The organism is Streptacidiphilus sp. PAMC 29251, from assembly GCF_054208735.2.
On sequence record NZ_CM135725.2, the window covers coordinates 1,503,877 to 1,523,215 of the forward strand.

The 19,339-nt window shown below is 70.5% G+C and carries 20 protein-coding genes; 5 read left to right on the forward strand and 15 right to left on the reverse strand.

Annotated features, from left to right (window positions below; translation table 11 throughout):
• Nucleotides 1-40 precede the first annotated feature (40 nt).
• From ACXKR8_RS07115 to ACXKR8_RS07130, 4 genes are all read right to left on the reverse strand, one after another.
• The gene (locus tag ACXKR8_RS07115) at nucleotides 41-883 is read right to left on the reverse strand and encodes an IS5 family transposase (protein ID WP_458272038.1); all 843 of its coding nucleotides are present in this window, start codon (nucleotides 881-883) and stop codon (nucleotides 41-43) included.
• Between the two features lie 293 nt (nucleotides 884-1,176).
• Nucleotides 1,177-1,497 (reverse strand): hypothetical protein, encoded by a 321-nt coding sequence (locus ACXKR8_RS07120; RefSeq protein WP_462100376.1) that lies wholly within the window; start codon nucleotides 1,495-1,497, stop codon nucleotides 1,177-1,179.
• A complete protein-coding gene (locus tag ACXKR8_RS07125) occupies nucleotides 1,491-2,213 on the reverse strand; it encodes an SMI1/KNR4 family protein (RefSeq protein ID WP_462100377.1) in 723 nt (240 codons plus the stop codon). Before ACXKR8_RS07125 ends, ACXKR8_RS07120 begins: the two co-directional genes overlap by 7 nt.
• Nucleotides 2,214-2,228: 15 nt before the next feature.
• Nucleotides 2,229-2,900, reverse strand: coding sequence for a helix-turn-helix domain-containing protein (locus tag ACXKR8_RS07130; protein ID WP_458272040.1), 672 nt, complete (start codon nucleotides 2,898-2,900; stop codon nucleotides 2,229-2,231).
• Nucleotides 2,901-3,056: 156 nt separating this feature from the next.
• On the opposite strand from ACXKR8_RS07130, the gene ACXKR8_RS07135 reads away from it, so the two are divergent.
• Nucleotides 3,057-4,058: an alpha/beta fold hydrolase gene (locus ACXKR8_RS07135; protein WP_458272041.1), complete on the forward strand. Its 1,002-nt coding sequence runs from the start codon at nucleotides 3,057-3,059 to the stop codon at nucleotides 4,056-4,058.
• Between the two features lie 68 nt (nucleotides 4,059-4,126).
• Here ACXKR8_RS07135 and ACXKR8_RS07140 read toward each other — a convergent pair whose 3' ends face one another.
• From ACXKR8_RS07140 to ACXKR8_RS07170, 7 genes are all read right to left on the reverse strand, one after another.
• Nucleotides 4,127-5,062 (reverse strand): DUF2332 domain-containing protein, encoded by a 936-nt coding sequence (locus ACXKR8_RS07140; RefSeq protein WP_458272042.1) that lies wholly within the window; start codon nucleotides 5,060-5,062, stop codon nucleotides 4,127-4,129.
• A gap of 112 nt (nucleotides 5,063-5,174) precedes the next feature.
• Entirely contained in the window at nucleotides 5,175-6,296 is a 1,122-nt protein-coding gene (locus ACXKR8_RS07145; RefSeq protein ID WP_458269181.1) for an IS630 family transposase, read from the reverse strand.
• A gap of 79 nt (nucleotides 6,297-6,375) precedes the next feature.
• Entirely contained in the window at nucleotides 6,376-6,531 is a 156-nt protein-coding gene (locus ACXKR8_RS07150; RefSeq protein WP_458272043.1) for a hypothetical protein, read from the reverse strand.
• A gap of 134 nt (nucleotides 6,532-6,665) precedes the next feature.
• Nucleotides 6,666-7,112 carry a hypothetical protein gene (locus tag ACXKR8_RS07155; RefSeq protein ID WP_458272044.1) on the reverse strand — a complete coding sequence of 149 codons (447 nt, stop codon included), beginning with the start codon at nucleotides 7,110-7,112 and terminating at the stop codon, nucleotides 6,666-6,668.
• Between the two features lie 669 nt (nucleotides 7,113-7,781).
• On the reverse strand, nucleotides 7,782-8,228 hold the full coding sequence (locus ACXKR8_RS07160; RefSeq protein ID WP_458272045.1) for a hypothetical protein: 447 nt from the start codon (nucleotides 8,226-8,228) through the stop codon (nucleotides 7,782-7,784).
• A 156-nt stretch (nucleotides 8,229-8,384) separates the two neighbouring features.
• On the reverse strand, nucleotides 8,385-8,768 hold the full coding sequence (locus tag ACXKR8_RS07165) for a GntR family transcriptional regulator (protein ID WP_458272046.1): 384 nt from the start codon (nucleotides 8,766-8,768) through the stop codon (nucleotides 8,385-8,387).
• The gene (locus tag ACXKR8_RS07170; RefSeq protein ID WP_462100378.1) at nucleotides 8,765-9,364 is read right to left on the reverse strand and encodes a hypothetical protein; all 600 of its coding nucleotides are present in this window, start codon (nucleotides 9,362-9,364) and stop codon (nucleotides 8,765-8,767) included. The genes ACXKR8_RS07165 and ACXKR8_RS07170 overlap by 4 nt, the downstream gene beginning before the upstream one ends.
• Nucleotides 9,365-9,757: 393 nt before the next feature.
• Here ACXKR8_RS07170 and ACXKR8_RS07175 point away from each other — a divergent pair, with 393 nt between their 5' ends.
• Both ACXKR8_RS07175 and ACXKR8_RS07180 read left to right on the forward strand, forming a co-directional pair.
• The gene (locus ACXKR8_RS07175; protein ID WP_458272048.1) at nucleotides 9,758-9,952 is read left to right on the forward strand and encodes a hypothetical protein; all 195 of its coding nucleotides are present in this window, start codon (nucleotides 9,758-9,760) and stop codon (nucleotides 9,950-9,952) included.
• Between the two features lie 88 nt (nucleotides 9,953-10,040).
• Nucleotides 10,041-10,919 (forward strand): GNAT family N-acetyltransferase, encoded by an 879-nt coding sequence (locus ACXKR8_RS07180; protein ID WP_458272049.1) that lies wholly within the window; start codon nucleotides 10,041-10,043, stop codon nucleotides 10,917-10,919.
• A 276-nt stretch (nucleotides 10,920-11,195) separates the two neighbouring features.
• Here the strand turns inward: ACXKR8_RS07180 and ACXKR8_RS07185 are convergent, their stop codons facing one another.
• Nucleotides 11,196-11,825, reverse strand: coding sequence for a TetR/AcrR family transcriptional regulator (locus ACXKR8_RS07185; RefSeq protein ID WP_458272050.1), 630 nt, complete (start codon nucleotides 11,823-11,825; stop codon nucleotides 11,196-11,198).
• 352 nt (nucleotides 11,826-12,177) lie between these two features.
• Here ACXKR8_RS07185 and ACXKR8_RS07190 point away from each other — a divergent pair, with 352 nt between their 5' ends.
• Nucleotides 12,178-13,188, forward strand: a complete 1,011-nt coding sequence (locus tag ACXKR8_RS07190) for an LLM class flavin-dependent oxidoreductase (RefSeq protein ID WP_458272051.1) — start codon at nucleotides 12,178-12,180, stop codon at nucleotides 13,186-13,188.
• 156 nt (nucleotides 13,189-13,344) lie between these two features.
• Nucleotides 13,345-14,115, forward strand: a complete 771-nt coding sequence (locus ACXKR8_RS07195; protein ID WP_458272052.1) for an SDR family oxidoreductase — start codon at nucleotides 13,345-13,347, stop codon at nucleotides 14,113-14,115.
• On the opposite strand, the gene ACXKR8_RS07200 is transcribed toward ACXKR8_RS07195, so the two are convergent.
• From ACXKR8_RS07200 to icmF, 3 genes are all read right to left on the reverse strand, one after another.
• A complete protein-coding gene (locus ACXKR8_RS07200) occupies nucleotides 14,108-15,106 on the reverse strand; it encodes an NAD(P)H-dependent flavin oxidoreductase (protein ID WP_458272053.1) in 999 nt (332 codons plus the stop codon). The two genes, ACXKR8_RS07195 and ACXKR8_RS07200, sit on opposite strands and share 8 nt — an antisense overlap.
• A gap of 68 nt (nucleotides 15,107-15,174) precedes the next feature.
• The gene (locus tag ACXKR8_RS07205; protein ID WP_458272054.1) at nucleotides 15,175-15,960 is read right to left on the reverse strand and encodes an enoyl-CoA hydratase/isomerase family protein; all 786 of its coding nucleotides are present in this window, start codon (nucleotides 15,958-15,960) and stop codon (nucleotides 15,175-15,177) included.
• 41 nt (nucleotides 15,961-16,001) lie between these two features.
• The gene (gene icmF, locus ACXKR8_RS07210) at nucleotides 16,002-19,250 is read right to left on the reverse strand and encodes a fused isobutyryl-CoA mutase/GTPase IcmF (protein ID WP_458272055.1); all 3,249 of its coding nucleotides are present in this window, start codon (nucleotides 19,248-19,250) and stop codon (nucleotides 16,002-16,004) included.
• Nucleotides 19,251-19,339: the final 89 nt, after the last annotated feature.

Consider the following 19,339-nt stretch of genomic DNA (forward strand, 5'->3'; position numbering starts at 1 on the left):
GAGCAGTCTCCGCGTAGCAGGCCGCACCGACAGGCGGGGTTCATGGGCGGCGCCTCGGGCGGTCGTCCCAGCGATGGGTGGTCCAGGCCCGGCGGATCAGGCTGCGGACGGTGATGATCGCGTCTGCGAGGTCAAAGAATGCGTCGATCACGATGGCCCGACGTTCGTAGCAGCGGGCGAGCCGGTGGAAGGCGTTCTGCCAGGCGTGCGTGCGCTCGACGTGCCAGCGCTGACTTGCCTGGATGGGTGCTTTTACACCCTTGCGGGCGATCTGGCCGTGCAGGCCGCGTTCGGCGAGGGAGGTGCGCGTCGTGGCTGAGTCGTAGCCGGCGTCCAGATGCACCGTGATGTCATCGGGCAGCGGGCCCAGGTCGTCCAAGAGGTCGAGTGTCGGGGCGAGCAGTGGGGAGTCGTGGCAGTTGGCTCCGGCCAGGACGCGTCCCAGCGGGATTCCGTAACCATCCGTCATACCGGATCGTTTCAGGCCCTGTTTGCCTCGATCGACCGGGGAGCGCCCGGCTGCCTGGCCGCCGCCGGGTGCCTTGGTGATCGATCCGTCGATAGCGATCTGGTCCAGCACGAGGCCCACGATCCGGTCGTAGGCTTCCAGGACGATGTGCTTGAGGCGGGCGAAGACACCGAGTCGGATCCACTCGTTGCGGCGATTGCGGATTGTGGTGGCCGAGCAGGTCGTGTCGGCTATGGCTTCGTAGGAGCAACCGAACCGCAGGAGTTGGAGCAGCTTGTCGAACACGATCCGGTCGCTGATCCGAGGGCGGTGGCAGCCCAGCGGGTGGTCCGGATCGTAAAGCGGCCGCTTCGGCAGGAGCGCAGAGAATTGGTCCCAGAGTGGGTCTGTCAGCCATGATGGCAGTGCAGGCACAGGTCTCCCCGATGGTCACAGAGCGTCGCAACTCCATGATCGCGAAATCCTGTGCCTGTTCTGCCACCGGGGCGCTCTACTCCGCCTATCTGCGCGAGCTCTAAATATGAACGGCGTCTGTGGCCAGCTGCGCGACGTGGAACCGGTCGACCACCAGCGTCGCGCGCGGCCCGCACCACCGGCCGTCCGCGGTCGGCGACCGCTTCCCCGACCGAGGTACGCAGCCGCGACGTCAACCGCGACCGCGGTGGGATCGACGGCAGCGCCTCAGTGAACGTCCTGCGCCGGCACTGCTACCCGTCCTCCCCGGACACGGTGGGGAGGTCATCGAGCAGCGCGGCGGTGGCGACGTCGGTCAATCGGTAGCCGTCGGCGGTCTCGGTGATGCGGCCCGAGGTGGTTCGGGAGTTCCACCAGTCTTCGAGGAAGGCGGGGGCGTATCCGCCGGTGCGGAAGCCGTACTGCTCGGACTCGAGGCCGAAGGAGATCATGAGCTCGTAGTCCGGCCGTGCGTAGGAACGCTGATGCTGCGAGGGCGTCCTGACATACCGTTCGAAGGCATTGACCTGGTTGTAGCTGGTGAACAGCCAGAACAGGTAGTCGTACATCAGCACCGAACGCGCGCGTCGGCATGCAGGGCGAAGTAGCCCTTGTCGCGCACGACGGCCTCCGCGAGCGCCCGCATGCGGCGGTCCGCGTCCGGCAGGACGTCCGCGACCTCGCTGAAGGCCCGCAGCAGGACCGGGGAGAAGCTGCCGTCGCGCACCGTGGCCAGGGCGGCGAGCCGGTCCTGCTCCGAGGTGTCGTAGACGGACTCGTCGACCAGGCCCGTGACGAACGCCTCGAAGTTCTCCGCGACCAAGGTGATCGCGAAGTCACGCTCCTGGTCGACGTGCACCACGGTCGGTTCACCGCGTCTGCCGCACGCGCGGTAGTCGAGGGCGAGCAGGTCGTGGCCGGCTGAGGGGGTGTCGGCGAAGTAGACGCCAATGTCGGGGTACTCCCACCTGTCGATCCAGAACAGGCTGCCGAACTCGCCGCCGAGCGATTGCGGCCGGGTACGCCCGACGCCCCGGATGCCGTTGATCTCGATGTAGTCCTCGGCCCAGGGGGTCGCCTCCGTCATAGGGAAGCAGACCCGGGACGGAACGCCGCCGTTGTGCGCGGTCATCAGCGCGATGTAGGAGTCGGGCAGACGGTATCCGCCGAGTTCCTCCTCCAACGACGCGATCAGCTCCGGCGAGGGCGGCGCCTCCTCAACGAACTGCTCCGACGCGTAGGCGGAGTCGTCCCAGAACCCGGCCATGTCGAAGCCCTCGAAGTACCCCACTGCGCCCTCCCCCACCTACTCGTCCGGCGATTGTAGGTTCCGCCGGCCGCCGCGGTCGGCTGCGGGATGGGTGCGTGAGCGGAGGCGCTCGCCCTGCGGTCCGAACATGATCAGGTATTCGACCGGTCCACCGGGGCCGGCGTTCGCGACTCCGTGGGCGGTGCGGGTGTCGAACTCGGCGACGTCCCCGGCGGTCAGGACGAGATCCTGCTCGCCGAGTGCCAGCCACAGCCGCCCGTACAGGACGCACAGCCATTCGTACCCGTCGTGGGAGACCTGCCGCGGCCGCGCCGGCGGTTCGTCGACGGCGGGCAGGACGTGCTTGTGGGCGTGCAGGCCCCCGACGTACCGGGTCAGCGGCAGCACCGCCTTGTCGTCACCGGAACGCCGCGGCGCGGAGGGACGCGGACCGGCCGCCGCGGCGAAAGCGGCGTCCGTGCCGGTGCCGGTGCCGACATCGGTGCCGGTGCCGGTCAGCTCGGCCAGCGGGGCGTCGTAGGCCTGCGCCAGCCGCAGCAGCACCTCCAGGGTCGGCTTGCGTCGACCGGTCTCGATCCGCGACAGCGTGCTCAGCGAGATGCCGGTGGTGCGGCTGACGCCGGTGAGCGTGATGCCCCGCTGCTCGCGCGCGGCCCGCAGCCGGGGGCCCATCGCCGCCATTGTGTCGGCCACGGCGTCGTCCGTCATCGTCACCGCCATCCTCGCCCCGCTCCCTGCGGCCGTGCCGCCTCCATCATCCTGTCCTGCAAGTTTGCCAGAATGGCAAGAAGGATCGCGTCGGGCGGCCGCCGCGTCGCATGATCGGTGGGTAACCGCGGCCACCCGTGAACCCAGGAGAAGCCCATGCGCCAGCCCGATCCGTCCGTGTCCGCCGCCGACCTGCGCCACCGCACCGTCGAGGCACCCGCCGGACGCCTGCACCTGGTCGAGCAGGGCACCGGACCACTGGTCCTGCTCGTCCACGGCTTCCCCGAGTCCTGGTACTCCTGGCGCCACCAACTCCCGGCCCTCGCGGCGGCGGGGTACCGGGCCGTCGCCCTCGACGTGCGCGGCTACGGCCGCTCCTCCAAGCCGGCCGCGACGGACGCCTACCGGATGCTCGACCTGGTGCAGGACAACGTCGCACTCGTGCGCGCCCTGGGCGAGGAGACAGCGGTGATCGTCGGACACGACTGGGGCTCCCCCATCGCAGCGACCTCCGCCCTGCTCCACCCGGAGGTCTTCCGCGCCGTCGCACTGCTCAGCGTCCCCTACACGCCGCCCGGCGGCCCCCGCCCCACCGACGTTCTCAGTCGGATCGGCGGCCCCGAGCAGGAGTTCTACGTCTCCTACTTCCAGCAGCCCGGCCGCGCCGAGGCCGAGATCGAGCCCGACGTCCGGGGCTGGCTCGCGGGCATCTACGCGGCCCTGTCCGCCGACACCATGCCGGCCCCGGGCGCGCCCGACCCGCACTTCGTGAGCCGGGACGACGGGAGGCTGCGCGACCGCTTCCCCAGCGGCAGGCTGCCCGGCTGGCTGACCGAGGAGGACCTCGACGTCTACGCCGGGGAGTTCGAGCGCACCGGCCTGACCGGCGCCCTCAACCGCTACCGCAGCATGGACCGCGACTGGGAGGACCTCGCCCCGTACAACGGCGCCCCGATCAAGCAGCCGTCCCTGTTCATCGGCGGCGCCCTGGACGCCTCCACCACCTGGCTGGCCGACGCGATCGACGCCTACCCGGCCACCCTCCCCGGCCTGGTCTCCTCCCATCTCCTGGACGGCTGCGGCCACTGGGTCCAGCAGGAGCGCCCCGAGGAGGTCAACCGTCTCCTGACCGCCTGGCTCGCCTCCCTGCAGGGCTGACCACGGGGCATGAGCCTCACCTGGCGGTGCACGCCACTTCTACCAGGCCATCGGGACGTGACGGCCGGTCACTCACGGGGCAGCGAACGCGGGGCAGCGAAGGTCTCCACCCAGCGCAGATGGCCCTCCACCACGGCGAGCGTGCGCTCCTGCCCGTCCGGCGCGCGCAGGTGCAGCGCCGCGCCGATGCGCACGGGGGCCTGCCTGGGGTCGGGATCGGGGGCGTCCTCGACGGAGAGCCACCACAACGGCCCGGACTCGCCGAGCAGGGCGATCGCGGCGTCGAAGGCGGCCAGCCGATCGGCGGGGACGTGCATCCGGGTGGCCGAGTGGAACACCACCCGCGGCTCGCCCGCCGGCAGGCTGTCGGCGAGGCGGGGCAGGACGTCGATCGCGTCCCCGGGCAGGATCCGGGGCGGGTCGGCGGCGGTCAGCTCGAGCGCGGCCGCCAGCAGGGCCCGCTGGTCGTGGTTCTCCGGCCAGATGAGGGCCTGCAGCCAACGCCGCGCCTCGGGGTCGAGCACGTCGATCGGGTTGAGATCCACCCCCAGCACGCTCGCCAGGCCGGGCAGCACGTCCAGATCGGGCAGCCGACCGGTGCCGTGGTGCTCGGCGACGAGCTGGACCGGTGAGGCCGGATCGCCGAAGCGCCGACCTCCCACGGTGTAGCCGTAGCGGTCGAAGCGCAGGTTCAGCCCCGCACTGGCCCCCACCTCGATCAGATGCACCGGGCCGGCGACCTGCTGCGCGATCGTGCTCAGCCCGATGCGCAGGCCCAGGGCGCGCTGCACCTGGTTGGTCTGCACGAGCCGGGTGCCGATCACCGCGGCCAGTTCGCTCTCGTACTGCGCGCAGAAGGCGAGCAGCGCAGGACCGGCCTCGTCGGAGGGCCGCGCCTCGTCGGAGGGCCGCGCCTCCTCGGAGGGCCGCGCCTCCTCGGCCGCTGCCACGTCGCGGCCGGGCCCGGCGACGGAGGGGAAGAACGCCGCCAGCGGATGCTCCACCCCCGACAGCAGCAGGTAGTGGACCGCGCCGAAGAACAGGAACGTCGGGTACTGCCCGGGACGGCCCAGCGCGGCTAGTGCGGTGACCGGGTGACTTCGCCGGGTCGGTGGGCTATGCGACGGCGAGGAGGGGGCGTCCGCCCCAGCGGATGCCCTTCTCGCTGCGGATGCGGGCGCGTTCGCGGCGTTGGGCGGCCAGGACGTCGGGATGGCGGGCGTGGGTGTTGCGCCAGCGCAGGTAGGCGTGCAGGGCCCGGGTCTGGACGGTGTGGTTCGGGTGGTGGGAGTTGGCCAGGGTGAACTGACGCAGGGGCCCGAAGTGGGCCTCGATCGGGTCGGCCCAGGAGGCGTTGGTCGGGGTGAAGCACAGTTCGACCTGGTACTTCTTCGCCCAGGTGCGGATCTTGGTGCCCTTGTGGGCGGACAGATTGTCCATGATCACGTGTATCGGTGCGCCGTCGGGTCGCGCGGCCCGGATTGACTTGAGCGCGGCCAGGGAGTTCACGCCGCTCTTGTGGCGGCGGTTGACGCCCCACAGGGTGTCGGTGCCCACCGAGTAGCAGCCGTGGAAGTAGGTCACGCCGTGGGTGCGGTGGTAGGTGGCCGGCAGCCGGTTCGGGCGGCCGGACGGTGCCCAGCCGGACCCGGCGGTGGGGCGGATGCCGAGCGGTCCGAACTCGTCGAACGCGAAGACGCGCCCGGGTGCGTGCTCCAGCAGGTACTCGATGCGGTCGAGCTTGGTGTCGTAGTGGGGATCGGTGGACTCCTTCCAGGTGCTGGTGCGCTGGAAGGTGACGCCGCGTCGGGCGAGCAGGCATCGCAGGGCCTCGCGTCGCAGGCCGATGGCCCGTCCCGGGACGGTGGGCAGGTAGTCGGCGAGTTTGCGCAAGGACCAGTGGGTGAAGGGCTGGCCCAGGCGGGTGGGTCGGGTGGTGGCCGTCTTGACGACGAAGTCCTCGTCGTCAGGGCTGAGCTGGCGGGGACGGCCTCCCGCCCACTGAGGGTCCAGTGCGGCCAGGCCGATCTCGTTGAACCGGTGGATGACGTCGCGCACGGTGTCCTCGTCGGCCGCCACCAGCTGGGCGATGACCGGGACCCGGTTGCCTCCGGCCGAGGCCAGCAGCATCATCGCGCGCCGGTAGCGCACCGTGTTCATGGTGCCGCGCCGCACGATCTGCTGCAGCTTCTGGCCCTCCTGGTCGGATAACCGACGGACCCTGACTGGCTCTGCCACCACGCCTCCGCGAAGCCGGAAAAGTTGAAGCCCAACAGTCCACCGTCCCACACCCCACCAACCCGGCGAAGTCACCCGGTCACCGCACTAGGTCCAGCAGCCGGTCCTCGGCGGCCACGGTCCGGCTCAGCGCGCGATACAGCGGGGAGGAGGTGAACTCACGGGGGTCCGTGAAGGCCTGCCGCAGGCCCTCCCGCTGCGCCTCCCGGTCCACTCCGGTGATCTTGTCTGACATGCCCCGACCGTAACGGCACCGCGCCCGGCCCGGTGCCGCTCCGGGCGACTGAGAGACGGATCACAAGGCTCCGCCACACCTGGTCAGCCCCGACTGGGGCCGGCAGCAGGGAACGCACCATCCCTCCCGTCCGACTACTGCGCCTTGACCGCGGAGGCGAACGACTCCGGGGTGCCGGAGAACTTCACCCCTTCCTGGTTGATCGGGCTGAGCGTCCCGTTCTTGACCGTGAAGCGCCCGGTCGGTCCACCGATGACGCGGTAGTAGCCGGGCTTGTACTCGGTCAGGAACAGCACGCTGTGCTCGCCGACCTGGAACAGCGGGTCGTCGTCGATCTGGTGCAGCACCTTGTCCACCAGGCCGCCGGTCTGGTGCACGTCCACGGTCGAACCGGGTCCCGCGACGCGGTGGCCCTGATCCCGGATCACCTTGTCGACCGCGAAGGTGAAGTCGGTGAAGGGCACTCCCTTCGCGTCCTGCGTCTGCTGGAGCACACCGGCGAAGTGCCCCTCGACCACGAGGTCCGCGTGGCCTTTCAGGTCGGCCAGGGAGTGGTACTCCACCGCCCAGCTCGCGTCCATGTTCACCACCTTCGGGGCCGGGGCACTCGTATGCGCCGGCGAGGGTGCGGAGCAGCCGGTGAGGGCTGCTGCTGGCCGATGTCCCGTGCCAGCCCCCGCCTTCTTGCTGGAGGCAGAGCCGCGGCCGACGGCGAGGGACGTCAGCAGCCCCAGCACGCCGACCATGACGATCAGCCTCCGCCCTGCGGACTGTAATCGCCGCGTCCCTCCTGTGACGTAGCTCGGGCGCAGTGGGTTCCCGGCCGGCCACGAGCCACCTGCCAGGATGTCAGATCCGTCAATCTGCTTCCTCGGAATGCAAATTGACGCATCGTCTGGCCTGGGTTCGCAGGTGAAGCCAGACTCCGTTTGTCAGTCGGTTCTTGTCCGCCGCCAATGAAGTTGGCCCGACTGGGAAGAGCTGACCTGTGCGGGCTTGATTGAGTCATTGCCCGTGGATCAGCGGTTTTCAGCGTCGCATGGGTCCGAGCCGGGTAAGACCGGCGACGGCTGATAGGTCGGCCTCGTGGGACGGCGCGCAGTTCGGTGCGGTGACCAGGGGGAGGACGGACACGTCGGGGTGCTCGTCCAGGTAGAGGTCGTCTTCGCCGCCGTCGCCTGGGATCGCGTTCGGCTGGCCCTCTATCTGTAGCGGCTGCCGTCGATTCCTTTGGCGATGGCGATCAGCCGTCAGGTGTTGAAGCCGTCCCAGTAGGTGTCAGCGCTTTCACTGAAGCGATCGGGGTGCCGGCGGCGAAGCCGGGTATGTCGCTCGTTGAGCAGGTCTATGGCCAGGCGCAGGCTCGTTCCGAACTCGACGCGGATGGCCTGAAGCGCGTGGATCTTGCGGCTTTCCATGATCAGGTCGTCGATACCTGTCCATCGCCGGTCATCGGCCTCCTCAGTGGTCTTGAGTCTCGCCAACTCGTCCCGCAGGCGTTGGACTTCCTCAACTATCTCGGGGTCGGTGGCAACGTTGAGGGCGGTGAACCCGTGCCGAGAAGGCTCTTCCCGAACGATGCCGAGTTTTATGCACAGCCAGAGCCTCAAGTCGTCGAGTTCCCGTCGCAGTGCGTCGCGTTCTGCGCGAGCCTCTGTGAGCTCTCGGTGCACAGTCTTGAGATTGTCCTCTGGCATGGCGACAGTCTGTCAGGGGACAGCTGGGTATGGTCCGGGCGCGGGTCGTTGTCTTGGGTCGCCGAACGGCTGCAGGCTGAGGCACCCGGGTCGACCACGGTCACCGGCTGCCCCGCCCACGCCAACGCCCTGACGGCTTCCAGGCCGGACGGCCTCTCATCCCTCCGCCTGCCGCATGAGTACCTCATGCACCGCGCCGACCAGCTGTGCGTTGTCCGCGCCGAGGGTCCGGGCAGCCTCGATGTACTGCTGGGCGAGCCGTTCCAGCGGGTCGTCCCTGCGCGGGCCGGCCTCCGGCGCGGAGACCCGTGTGCCGGCGCCACGCCGGGTCCGCACCAGGTGGGCGGCCTCCAGCTCGCGGTACGCGCGGGCGACGGTACCGGCCGCCAGGCCGAGATCGGCGGCGAGTTGACGGACCGGCGGGAGTCGTTGGGCGTCAGGAAGCCGCCCGGTCTCAATGAGCCATGCGAGCTGGGCCCGGATCTGCTCGAAGGGCGGCACCGGGCTCGCCGTGTCGACCCGGATGCCGACAGGGTTCACCGGCGACGCCCGTCGACGGAGCACAGCACGACCAGGCAGTAGAGCCCGGTACCCGCGGCGCCGACCAGCGTCGGCGGCAACACCCAGGAGGCCGTCCGCAGGACCGCGCCCGTGCACGAGAGGTTGTGGATCGCGCCCTCCACCACGAGGCCGGTCCCGGTCAGCGAGCCGGTCATCAGGAGTCCCCAGGCAGCCACGACGGCTTTCATACCGGCCCGGCGGCGCTCGTCGTCCAGGACCCGGGCGCCGGGTTCGTCCGGGGCCGCGCGGCGCGCCGTCCGATGGAGGGCGAGACCGCACAACGCCGTCGCGACACCGAGCGCGGCGAGCAGCGGAAGGCTGTAGTAGGAGCCGGGCCATGGTCCGCGGGTCTCCGTCAGCGCACCGCAGACCCGCACGAACGAGCGACCGGCCCGGCCAGCGTCGTCCGCGCTGCCGGTCGCGGTTGTGGCCGCCAGCAGTGCCACCAGGACGACGGTGAACCCGGCGACCACGGCGGTGAAGCGAACCGGCAGATAGTCGCGGATCCGACGGGGCGTCAGTCCGGCCGTACGAACGGTTCCCTGCTGCCTCCGGGTCAGGGCGTCGGCGCCCAACGCCCGAGCACCGCGCCGACCCCGAGTGACGTCGGCGCGAGCAGCAGACCGCTGCCGAGCGATCCGCTCCGTGCCGCCCACCCGGCGACGACGACGCCCAACCCGAGCCCGATCCAGCGAGCCGGCCCTTCCGGCCGGGCCTGGGGGCGGGTGCCAAGCTCGGTGACCAGTCCGCGCCCCGGGACCAGAGCGAGCAGCACTCCCCCTATGAGCAGCAGGAGAACTGGCAGAGCGACAGGCAGAGCAGACACGTGCACCCCCAAGCATTTGTATCAAGTAGTCGACACAAGATACCGCAGTGGCCCCGGCCAGCCGCCGTGAGGAGGGGCCCACTGTCCCGGGTGTCCGCTGGTGGCGGTAGGGTCAGCCGGCGTTGATCATGAGGGGGATGGCATGAGTGAGCTGATCGCGGACTTGCTGTGGGAGATCATCAGAGAGTTCCTCTGGGAACTGATCCTGAAGCCGGTCCTGATGTTCCTGCTGGTGCGACCCTTCCGCTGGGCCATCGTCCGCCCCGTGCGCCGACTCCTCGCCCGGCGCAGGTACCGGCGGGAGCTTGCGGCCGGGGCCGCGAAGGTTCAGTACTGACGCCAGGTCAGGTGGCGCTGAACGGCCCGGCAAGTGCTGCGCGGAAAATCGGTTGCGGTGCGTCGGTCCACGGTGTCTGATCCGGGCTATGACCATTGCACTGGGCACGCCGGGAGTCGACGAGCTCGGCGAAGCAGTCGGAGCGGTGCGGGAGTGGCAGCACGAGGCGGCGCCGATGCAGCTGCATTCGGGCGACCTGGGCTGGAACTACCGATTCGGTACAGCGGAAACGGCCGCGGCGATCCGGACCTGGAGCCGCGACGGACGGATCCTCGCCGTCGGCATGCTGGACAGCCCCACAGTGCTGCGGATGACGGTCGCGCCGGACGCCTTCAGGGACGAGGAGCTGGCGCGGCGGCTGCTGGAGGACGTGATCCTCCCGGAGCGCGGCGTGCTTCCGGCGGGCCCTGTGGGCATCGAAGCACCCGTGGGCCTGCTGCTCCACGATCTGCTGACCGAGGAGGGCTGGGGGGTCGACGAACCGTGGACGCCCCTGATTCGCGACCTCACGGAGCCGGTGCAGGTCCCCGGCGTCCGCATCGAGGTCATCGGACCGGAGCACGCCCACCTGTTCGTCGAAGTCGTTCGATCGGCGTTCAACAACAAGCGCTTCACGCTTGAGCGCTGGCATGCGATGGCGACGGGGTCGCCGTACGCCGATGCCCGGTGCCTGGGCGCGTACGACGACCAGGGCAACCTGGCGGCGGTGGTGACGGTCTGGTCGGCCGGACCGGGCAAGCCGGGGCTGATCGAGCCGATGGGCGCGCACCAGGACCATCGCGGTCGCGGCTTCGGCACGGCGGTGACCATCGCTGCGGCGGCCGCGCTGCGGGAGATGGGCTCGTCGAGCGCACGCGTCTGCACGCTGAGCTCCAACGTCGGCGGCGTCGCCACCTACAAGGCGGCCGGGTACCGGGCGATGCCGGAGATCAGGGACCGGATCCGGCCGGGCCAGGACGTGCTGTAGCAGTCGGCCGACGATCGGCGTGGTCCTGGGTCGCCACCGGCCAGGGACGCTCGCCGACCTCGCAGTGGTAGCACCGCGCGATGACACCGTCCTGGTTGTACCACTCGTGCGCACCACAGTCGCCGGCGCCTTTCGCGGCGATCCCACGGTCGACCAGGAACCACGGCAGGCGCCGCCGCAGCCGGGTCCGCCACCGATACCCACCCCTGCGCGTCATGCCGCAAGGCTACTGAGCCCGGCAACGCGGTTACCCGGCCGACATTGCGTGAGAAGCCGCTAGCCGCTGCGGGCCGGGGTGGAGGTGGCTGCGTCGAAAAGGGCCTGGGCTGCCGCTCTGGCGTGGTCCGTGCAGCGGGCGTCGTTGAGGACCATCGCCCTGCTCGACGCGCCGTCGGAGAGGATCGCGAGCTGTTCGCCCAGGACGTCGGCATCGGTGGCGCCGGCCTCACTCGCCAACTCGGCCAGCCGCTGGGCGAAGCGGACTTTCCGCTGCCGTGCGTACGCGTGGACGGGGCTGCGCGGGTCGGGGAACTCGGCGGCGGCGTCGATGAAGGGGCAGCCGCGGATCGGCCCGGGGGCGGGGGCGGTGGCGGGGTCGGCGGCGGTCGCGGGGGCCGGGGTCGCGAAAAGGGCGAGCAGCCGGTCCCGTGGTGGGAGGTCCTGGCGGTCGAGAACGCCTTCGAGAGTCAGTCCGGCTTCTTCGAGGTGCCCCAGGTAACCCACGACCAGGTCGTCCTTGGTGGGGAAGTGCGCGTAGAGGGTGCGCTTGGACACGGGCGCCGCTGCTGCGACCTGCTCCATGCCGGTGGAGTTGATTCCCTGCGTCTCGAACAGCGTCGTCGCCGCAGTGAGGATGCGCTCGCGCGCGCCCCGGCCTCGGCGGCGGATGGTCGGCTCCTGGCTCATTGCTTAAGTATACGCGAGTGTTCACTTAAGCCCTCGCAGCGTGCTACCTTTCCATAGGTAAACGTTACCGTATACATAAGGGCCCCCTGTCCTACCGGGCGACCCGCGTGAATGGAGAAGCCATGCCTGACAGCCACCCGCCCGCCCACACCCTCGTGGATCTGCCACCGGGGCAGAAGCAGCAAGCAGCTGCGGACGAGGCGGTGCAGGTCCGCCGCCCCGACTCCCCTCCCGGGCTGGCTGGTCGGGGGCGTCGGGATCGGCCTCGCGCTGCCCACCATGTGCTCGTCCAGCCTGACACCACACGGAACACCACACACTGAAGACCGAACACCACACACAGGACACCACGATGAAGACTCTCGGCTTCCTCTCCTTCGGCCACTACCAAGCGGTACCCGGCTCGCACACACCCACCGCCCGCGAAGCGCTGACGCAGACGATCGAGCTCGCGATCGCCGCGGAACAGATCGGCATCGGCATGGCAGCCGTACGCGTGCACCATTTCGCCCGTCAAGGGTCCACGCCCTTTCCCCTGTTGGCCGCGATCGCCGCACGAACCCAGCGGATCGAGATCGGCACCGCCGTCATCGACATGCGCTACGAGAACCCCGTCGCCATGGCCGAGCAGGCCGCCGCCGCGGACCTCATCAGCGGGGGCCGGCTCCAACTGGGCCTCAGCCGGGGGTCCCAGGAGCCCGCGCTGCGCGGCTACGAGGCATTCGGGCACATCCCCACCGACGGGACGAGCGACGCCGACCTGGCACGCCGTCACACCGACCGGTTCCGGTTCGCCATCGCCGGCGGTCCCGTCGCCCCGTCCGACCCGGCCAACGGACCCTCCATCGGGCTGCCGGTCGAGCCCCGTTCACCCGGCCTCACCGAGCGGATCTGGTGGGGCTCCGCGACCCGGGCCAGCGCCGCCTGGACCGCCGAGCAGGGGATGAACCTGATGAGCAGCACGCTGCTGTCCGAGGACACCGGAACGCCCTTCGACCAACTCCAGCGCGAGCAGATCGACCTCTACCGCGAGACCTGGCGCTCCGTCGGCCACACCCGCGCGCCACGCGTCTCGGTCAGCCGCAGTGTCCTGCCGATCACCAGCGACGAGGACCGCCGCTACTTCGGCGACGGCAGCGGAGTCAACAGCCGCGACCAGGTCGGCATCCTGGACGGGGCGGTCTCCCGGTTCGGCCGCAGCTACATCGGAGAGCCGGACGCCATCGCCAAGGACCTCGCCGCCGACGCGGCAGTGGCCGCCGCGGACACCCTGCTGCTGACGATCCCGAACCAACTCGGTGTCGACTACAACGCGCGCCTCCTGCAGACCGTCGTCGATCACATCGCCCCGCACCTCCGATAGCGCCGGAGCAGGCGGCTCCGGAAACTCCCCGAAAACTCTTCGGTCCCCGCTGTCACATCTCCCCGGGCCCGCGGGTCAAGGCTGCAGAACGAAGCGAACGGCCCAGCCAAGGGCCGGGGGAACGTCCCCCGGCCCGGACCGAACAGGGAGATCCTCATGACGACGTCACCGATTCTGGTCACCGGCGGCACCGGCACCCTCGGCCGCCACGTGCTGCCGCTGCTGCGCGCGGCGGGCCAGGACGTCCGGGTCCTCAGCCGGCACAGCCACCAGCCCGCCGCCGGCGTCGAGTATGTGAGCTGCGACCTGCTCACCGGCGACGCCAAGGAACTGGACGCCGCCCTCGCCGGAGTCAGCACCGTCCTGCACCTGGCCTGCGGCCCCAAGGGCGACGACCGGGCCACCGCCCGCCTGGTCGAGGCCGCCGCCCGGGCCGGGGTCACGCATCTGGTCTACATCTCCGTCATCGGCGCCGACACCGTCCCGGTCGCCTGGGTCGCCGCCAAGCACGCCGCCGAACAGGCCGTCGTCAACTCCGGCATCCCCTACACCGTGCTGCGCGCCGCCCAGTTCCACGACCTCACCCTCACCATGGTGGAGAAGATGGCCAAGCTGCCCGTCGTCCCCAACCCGGGCGGCCTGCGCATGCAACCCGTCGACGCCCGGGAGGTCGCCACCCGCCTCGTGGAACTCACCCTCGCCGACCCCACCGGCTTCGTCGCCGAACTCGCCGGACCCACCGTCTACGCCATGGACCAGCTCACCCGCGGCTACCTCAAGGCCGCGGGCAAGCACCGCCCGCTGCTGCCCGTCCGCATCCCCGGCAAGGCCGGCCGCTCCTACCGGGCCGGGCAGAACCTCAATCTCGCCGACGCCGACCTGGGCACCCGCACCTGGGAGGACTTCCTCGCCGAGCGGGTCAGCTGACGGCAGCGCCCAGACGCACAAGGGAGGCCAGGCGGCCGGTGATGATCTCCTCGGCCTCGCCGGTGATCCGCGCCACCAGGTCGGCGCAGCTGGGGATGTCGTCGATCAGCCCCTGTGTCTGCCCGGCCCACCACACACCGCCCTCCATATCGCCCCGGCCCAGTACCTCGCTCCGGCCGCGCTTGCCGGAGACCAGGTCGGCGATGTCGGCGAAGGTGCTGTCCTGGCGCTGCTCGATGGCGCGGACCTCCTCGGAGACCCCGTTCCTGGCCACCCGCGCCGTGTTCTGGAACTTGCGGAAGAGCACGCTGGTGGAGCGCTCGTCGTTGGCGACGATCTGGCGCTTCACGTTCTCGTGCACCGGGGCCTCGCGGGTCGCCACGAACCGGGTGCCCATGTTCACCGCGTCGGCGCCCAGGGCGAGTGCGGCGACCAGGCCGCGGGCGTCGGCGATGCCGCCGCTGGCGATGACCGGGATGGTCAACCGCGCCGCCGCCGCGGGGATCAGGACCAGCCCGCCGATGTCGTCCTCGCCGGGGTGGCCCGCGCACTCGAAGCCGTCGATGCTGACCGCGTCGACGCCCAGCTTCTCGGCCTTGACCGCGTGCCGGACCGCCACGCACTTGTGGATCACCTTGACACCGGCCGCGCGCAGCGCGGGCAGATGCTCCTCCGGGCTGCGTCCGGCCGTCTCCACGATCTTCACCCCGCCCGCGATGATCGCGTCCCGGTACTCGCCGTAGGGGACGGGGTTGATGCTCGGCAGGATGGTCAGGTTGACGCCGAAGGGCCGGTCGGTCAGGTTCCGGCAGCGGGTGATCTCCTGCTCCAGGGCCTCCGGGGTCGGCTGGGTCAGGGCCGTCAGGAAGCCCAGTGCGCCGGCGTTGGCGACGGCGGCGATCAGGTCGGCGGTGCCCACGGCCGTCATCCCGCCGCAGATGATCGGGTGCTCGATGCCGAAGGCCTCGGTGAATCGGGTGGTCAGTGCCATGGGTCTGCCCCTTGATGAGCGACTTGTTGAGTGACGGGTGGTCAGGCGGTACGGAGCGCGGGACGGTGTCAGCGCGGCCGCGCAGCGGCGGGCGGTCCGGCGGTGAAGGCGTCGATCAGCACGGTCGCGCTCTCACTCGTCACCGCGCGCGCGATCGTGTCCGACTCGTCCCTGAGGCTGTCCGGGCGGGACACCTCCCAGGAGGACCGGATCAGCCGCTTGGTCTGGGCCAGGGCGAAGGTCGGGCCCGCCGCCAACCGCACCGCCAGGTCCTGGGCGCTCTGCTGCGCCGTCCCGTCGTCGACGACCTGGGCGACCAGGCCCCATTCGTGTGCCTCCGCGGCGGACAACACCCGTGGGGTCAGCGCGAGTTCGAGCGCCCGCTGCTGGCCGACCGCGCGGGGCAGCAGATAGGAGACCCCGCAGTCCGGGGTCAGCCCGACGCCTGCGTAGGCCATCAGGAATCTGGTCGACCGGTCGGCGACGACCAGGTCCGAGCTGAGCAGCACGGCCAGTCCCGCACCGGCCACCGCGCCGTGGACCGCGGCGACCACCGGCTTCTCCAGCTCCGTCAGGCTCTGCAGCGCCTCACCCAACTCGGTTGCCAGGGCGTGTATATGGCCGCCCCGGTCCTGCGCCCCGGCGATGGAGGCGACGTCCCCGCCGCCGCAGAAGCGCTTGCCCTGAGCGGTGATCAGGACCGCGCCGACCGGGTCGTCCGCGGCCCGACGGACGGCGGCGGCGAGGGCCCGGGCCGCCGGGAGATCGAACGCATTGGAGGCCTGCGGCCGGGCCAGGGTGATCCGAGCGATCGGTCCTTCGACCGCGTAGGTGACGCCGGCTTCCTCGGTCATGGGGTCCTCTCGGTGGCTGCGGAAGTGGGGGGCTTTTTGGATCAGACGTTGCGGCGGTACTCGCCGCCGACTTCGAAGAACGCCTCGGTGATCTGCTGCAGCGAGCAGACCCTGGCGGCGTCCATCAGCACGGCGAAGACATTGCGACCGCTGGTGGCCGCGTCCTTGAGGTCTGCCAGCGCCTGTTGAGCCTGGTCGTGGTGCTGGGTGGTGAAGGCCTCGACCCGGCTGAGCTGGGACTGCTTCTCGTGTTCGGTGGCGCGGGCGAGTTCCACGGCCGCGGGCTGCGCGGTGTCGGCGTGCGGGTTGAGGAAGGTGTTGACGCCGATGATGGGCAGCGTGCCGTCGTGCTTGCGCTGTTCGTAGAGCATCGACTCGTCCTGGATCCGGCCGCGCTGGTAGCCGGTCTCCATCGCGCCCAGCACGCCGCCGCGTTCGCTGATCCGCTCGAACTCGAGCAGCACGGCCTCTTCGAGCAGGTCGGTGAGTTCGTCGACGACGAAGGAGCCCTGCAGCGGGTTCTCGTTCATCGCCAGGCCCCACTCCCGGTTGATGATCAGCTGGATGGCCAGCGCGCGGCGCACCGACTCCTCGCCGGGGGTGGTGACGGCCTCGTCGTAGGCGTTGGTGTGCAGCGAGTTGCAGTTGTCGTAGATCGCGGTCAGCGCCTGCAGGCTGGTCCGGATGTCGTTGAAGTCCATCTCCTGCGCGTGCAGCGAACGGCCCGAGGTCTGCACGTGGTACTTCAGCTTCTGGCTGCGCTCCCCCGCGCCGTAGCGCTCGCGCATGGCGATCGCCCAGATCCGGCGGGCGACCCGGCCCAGCACGGTGTATTCGGGGTCCATGCCGTTGGAGAAGAAGAAGGACAGATTGGGGGCGAAGTCGTCGATGTCCATCCCGCGCGCCAGGTAGGCCTCGACATACGTGAGGCCGTTGGCGAGGGTGAAGGCGAGCTGGCTGATCGGGTTCGCCCCGGCCTCGGCGATGTGGTAGCCGGAGATGGAGACCGAGTAGAAGTTGCGGACCTGCTGCTCGATGAACCACTCCTGGATGTCGGCCATCATCCGCAGGCTGAACTCGGTGGAGAACAGGCAGGTGTTCTGGCCCTGGTCCTCCTTGAGGATGTCGGCCTGCACGGTGCCGCGCACCGAGGCCAGCGCCCGGGCCCGGACCGCCAGGGCCTCGTCCTCGGACGGTTCGCGGTCGTGCTCGGCGCGGAAGGCGTCCAGTTGCTGGTCGATCGCGGTGTTGAGGAAGAACGCCAGAATGGTCGGCGCAGGCCCGTTGATGGTCATCGACACCGAGGTGGTCGGCGAGACCAGGTCGAAACCGTCGTAGAGCGCCTTCATGTCCTCCAAGGTCGCCACCGACACCCCCGAGGTGCCGACCTTGCCGTAGATGTCCGGGCGCAGGTGCGGGTCGCGCCCGTACAGCGTCACCGAGTCGAAGGCCGTGGACAGCCGGGTGGCCTCGCTGTCCTTGGAGAGGTAGTGGAAGCGCTTGTTGGTGCGCTGCGGGTCGCCCTCGCCGGCGAACATCCGGGCCGGGTCCTCGCCCTCGCGCTTGAACGGGAAGACCCCGGCGGTGAAAGGGAAGTTCCCGGGCAGGTTCTCCGCGCGCAGGAACCGCAGCAGCGCGCCGTGGTCGTTGTGGCGCGGCAGGGCGACGCGCGGGATCCGGCTGCCGGACAGCGACTGCCGGGCGAGTTCGGTGCGCAGCTCCCGATCGCGCACCGGCACGACCATCACGTCGCCGCGGTAGGTGTCGGCGATGCCGGGCCAGTCGGCCAGTTGCTTGCGGGCCTCCGGGCTCAGCCGCCCCTGGGCGTCGGTGAGCAGCTCGCCGACCGCGTAGCCGTCCGCACCGGCGGCCGTCAGCTCCTCCTGAACAGCCGTCAGCCGCTGGACCCGGACCGCCTGTTCAGCCTGGGTGACGGTCTCGGCGTGGTAGCGGCGGACCGTGTCGGCGATGTCGGCGAGGTAGCGCACCCGCGCCGGGGGAATGATCTGCGCCGCGCCGGTGGAGTGGCGTACCGTGACGGCCGCCAAAGCCCCCTGACTGACCGTCAGCCCCTTGGCGGCCAGCAGCTCGCGCAGATGCTGGTAGAGCGCGGTGACGCCGTCGTCGTTGAAGGTGGCGGCGCTGGTGCCGAAGACCGGCATGTCCTCGGGACGGGAGCTGAAGGCCTCCCGGTTGCGGATCAGCTGCCGCGCGACATCGCGCAACGCGTCCGCGGCGCCCCGGCGTTCGAACTTGTTGATGGCCACCACGTCGGCGAAGTCGAGCATGTCGATCTTCTCCAGCTGCGAGGCCGCGCCGAACTCGGGCGTCATCACATACAGCGAGACGTCCGCGTAGGGCACGATCGCCGCGTCGCCCTGGCCGATGCCCGGGGTCTCGATGATCACCAGGTCGTAGCCGGCCGCCTTGCAGGCCTCGATGGACTCCTCCAGGCCCTCCGGGAGTTCGCTGCTGCCCCGGGTCGCCATGGAGCGGAAGTAGACGCCCTCCCCGTCCAGGGAGTTCATCCGGATCCGGTCCCCCAGCAGCGCCCCGCCGCCGCGCCGCCGGGTGGGGTCCACCGCCAGGACCGCGATCCGCAGCGCGCCGCGCTGGTCGGTGCGCAGCCGGCGCACCAGTTCGTCGGTCAGCGAGGACTTGCCGGAACCCCCGGTCCCGGTGATGCCCAGCACCGGCACCGTGCGCTCGGAGGCCGCCTTCTGTATCGTGCGCAGGTCGGCGGCCGGCACCGAGCCGGCCTCCAGGCCGCTGATCAGCCGGGCCAGCGCGCCCCGGCCCCCGGCCAGGACCGCGGGGACCCGGGCCGGGTCCAGCTCCCAGGGGGCGGTGTCACAGGCCTGGATCACCGAACTGATCATCCCGGCCAGGCCCAGCCGCTGGCCGTCCTCCGGGGAGAAGATCCGCACCCCGGCCCGGGCCAGCCGCTCGCGCTCCTCGGCGACGATGACCCCGCCGCCGCCGCCGAAGACCTTGACATGGCCGGCGCCGCGCTCGCGCAGCAGCTCCACCAGGTACTCGAAGTACTCGATGTGGCCGCCCTGGTAGGAGCTGACCGCCACGCCCTGGACGTCCTCCTCCAGGGCGGCGTCCACCACCTCCTGCACCGAGCGGTTGTGGCCCAGGTGGATCACCTCGGCGCCCTGGGACTGCAGGATCCGGCGCATGATGTTGATCGCTGCGTCATGGCCGTCGAAGAGGCTGGACGCGGTGACGAATCTGACCGGGTGCTCGGGCCGGTAGGGCCGCACCGCGGGGATATCAGCTGACACTGTGTCTCCAAGTCGATGATCTCCTGCGGCAGCCGCAGGTAGTAGGACGTCCGACTATATGGTCGCAGGCCTTCTGGCCAGCCCTGCGG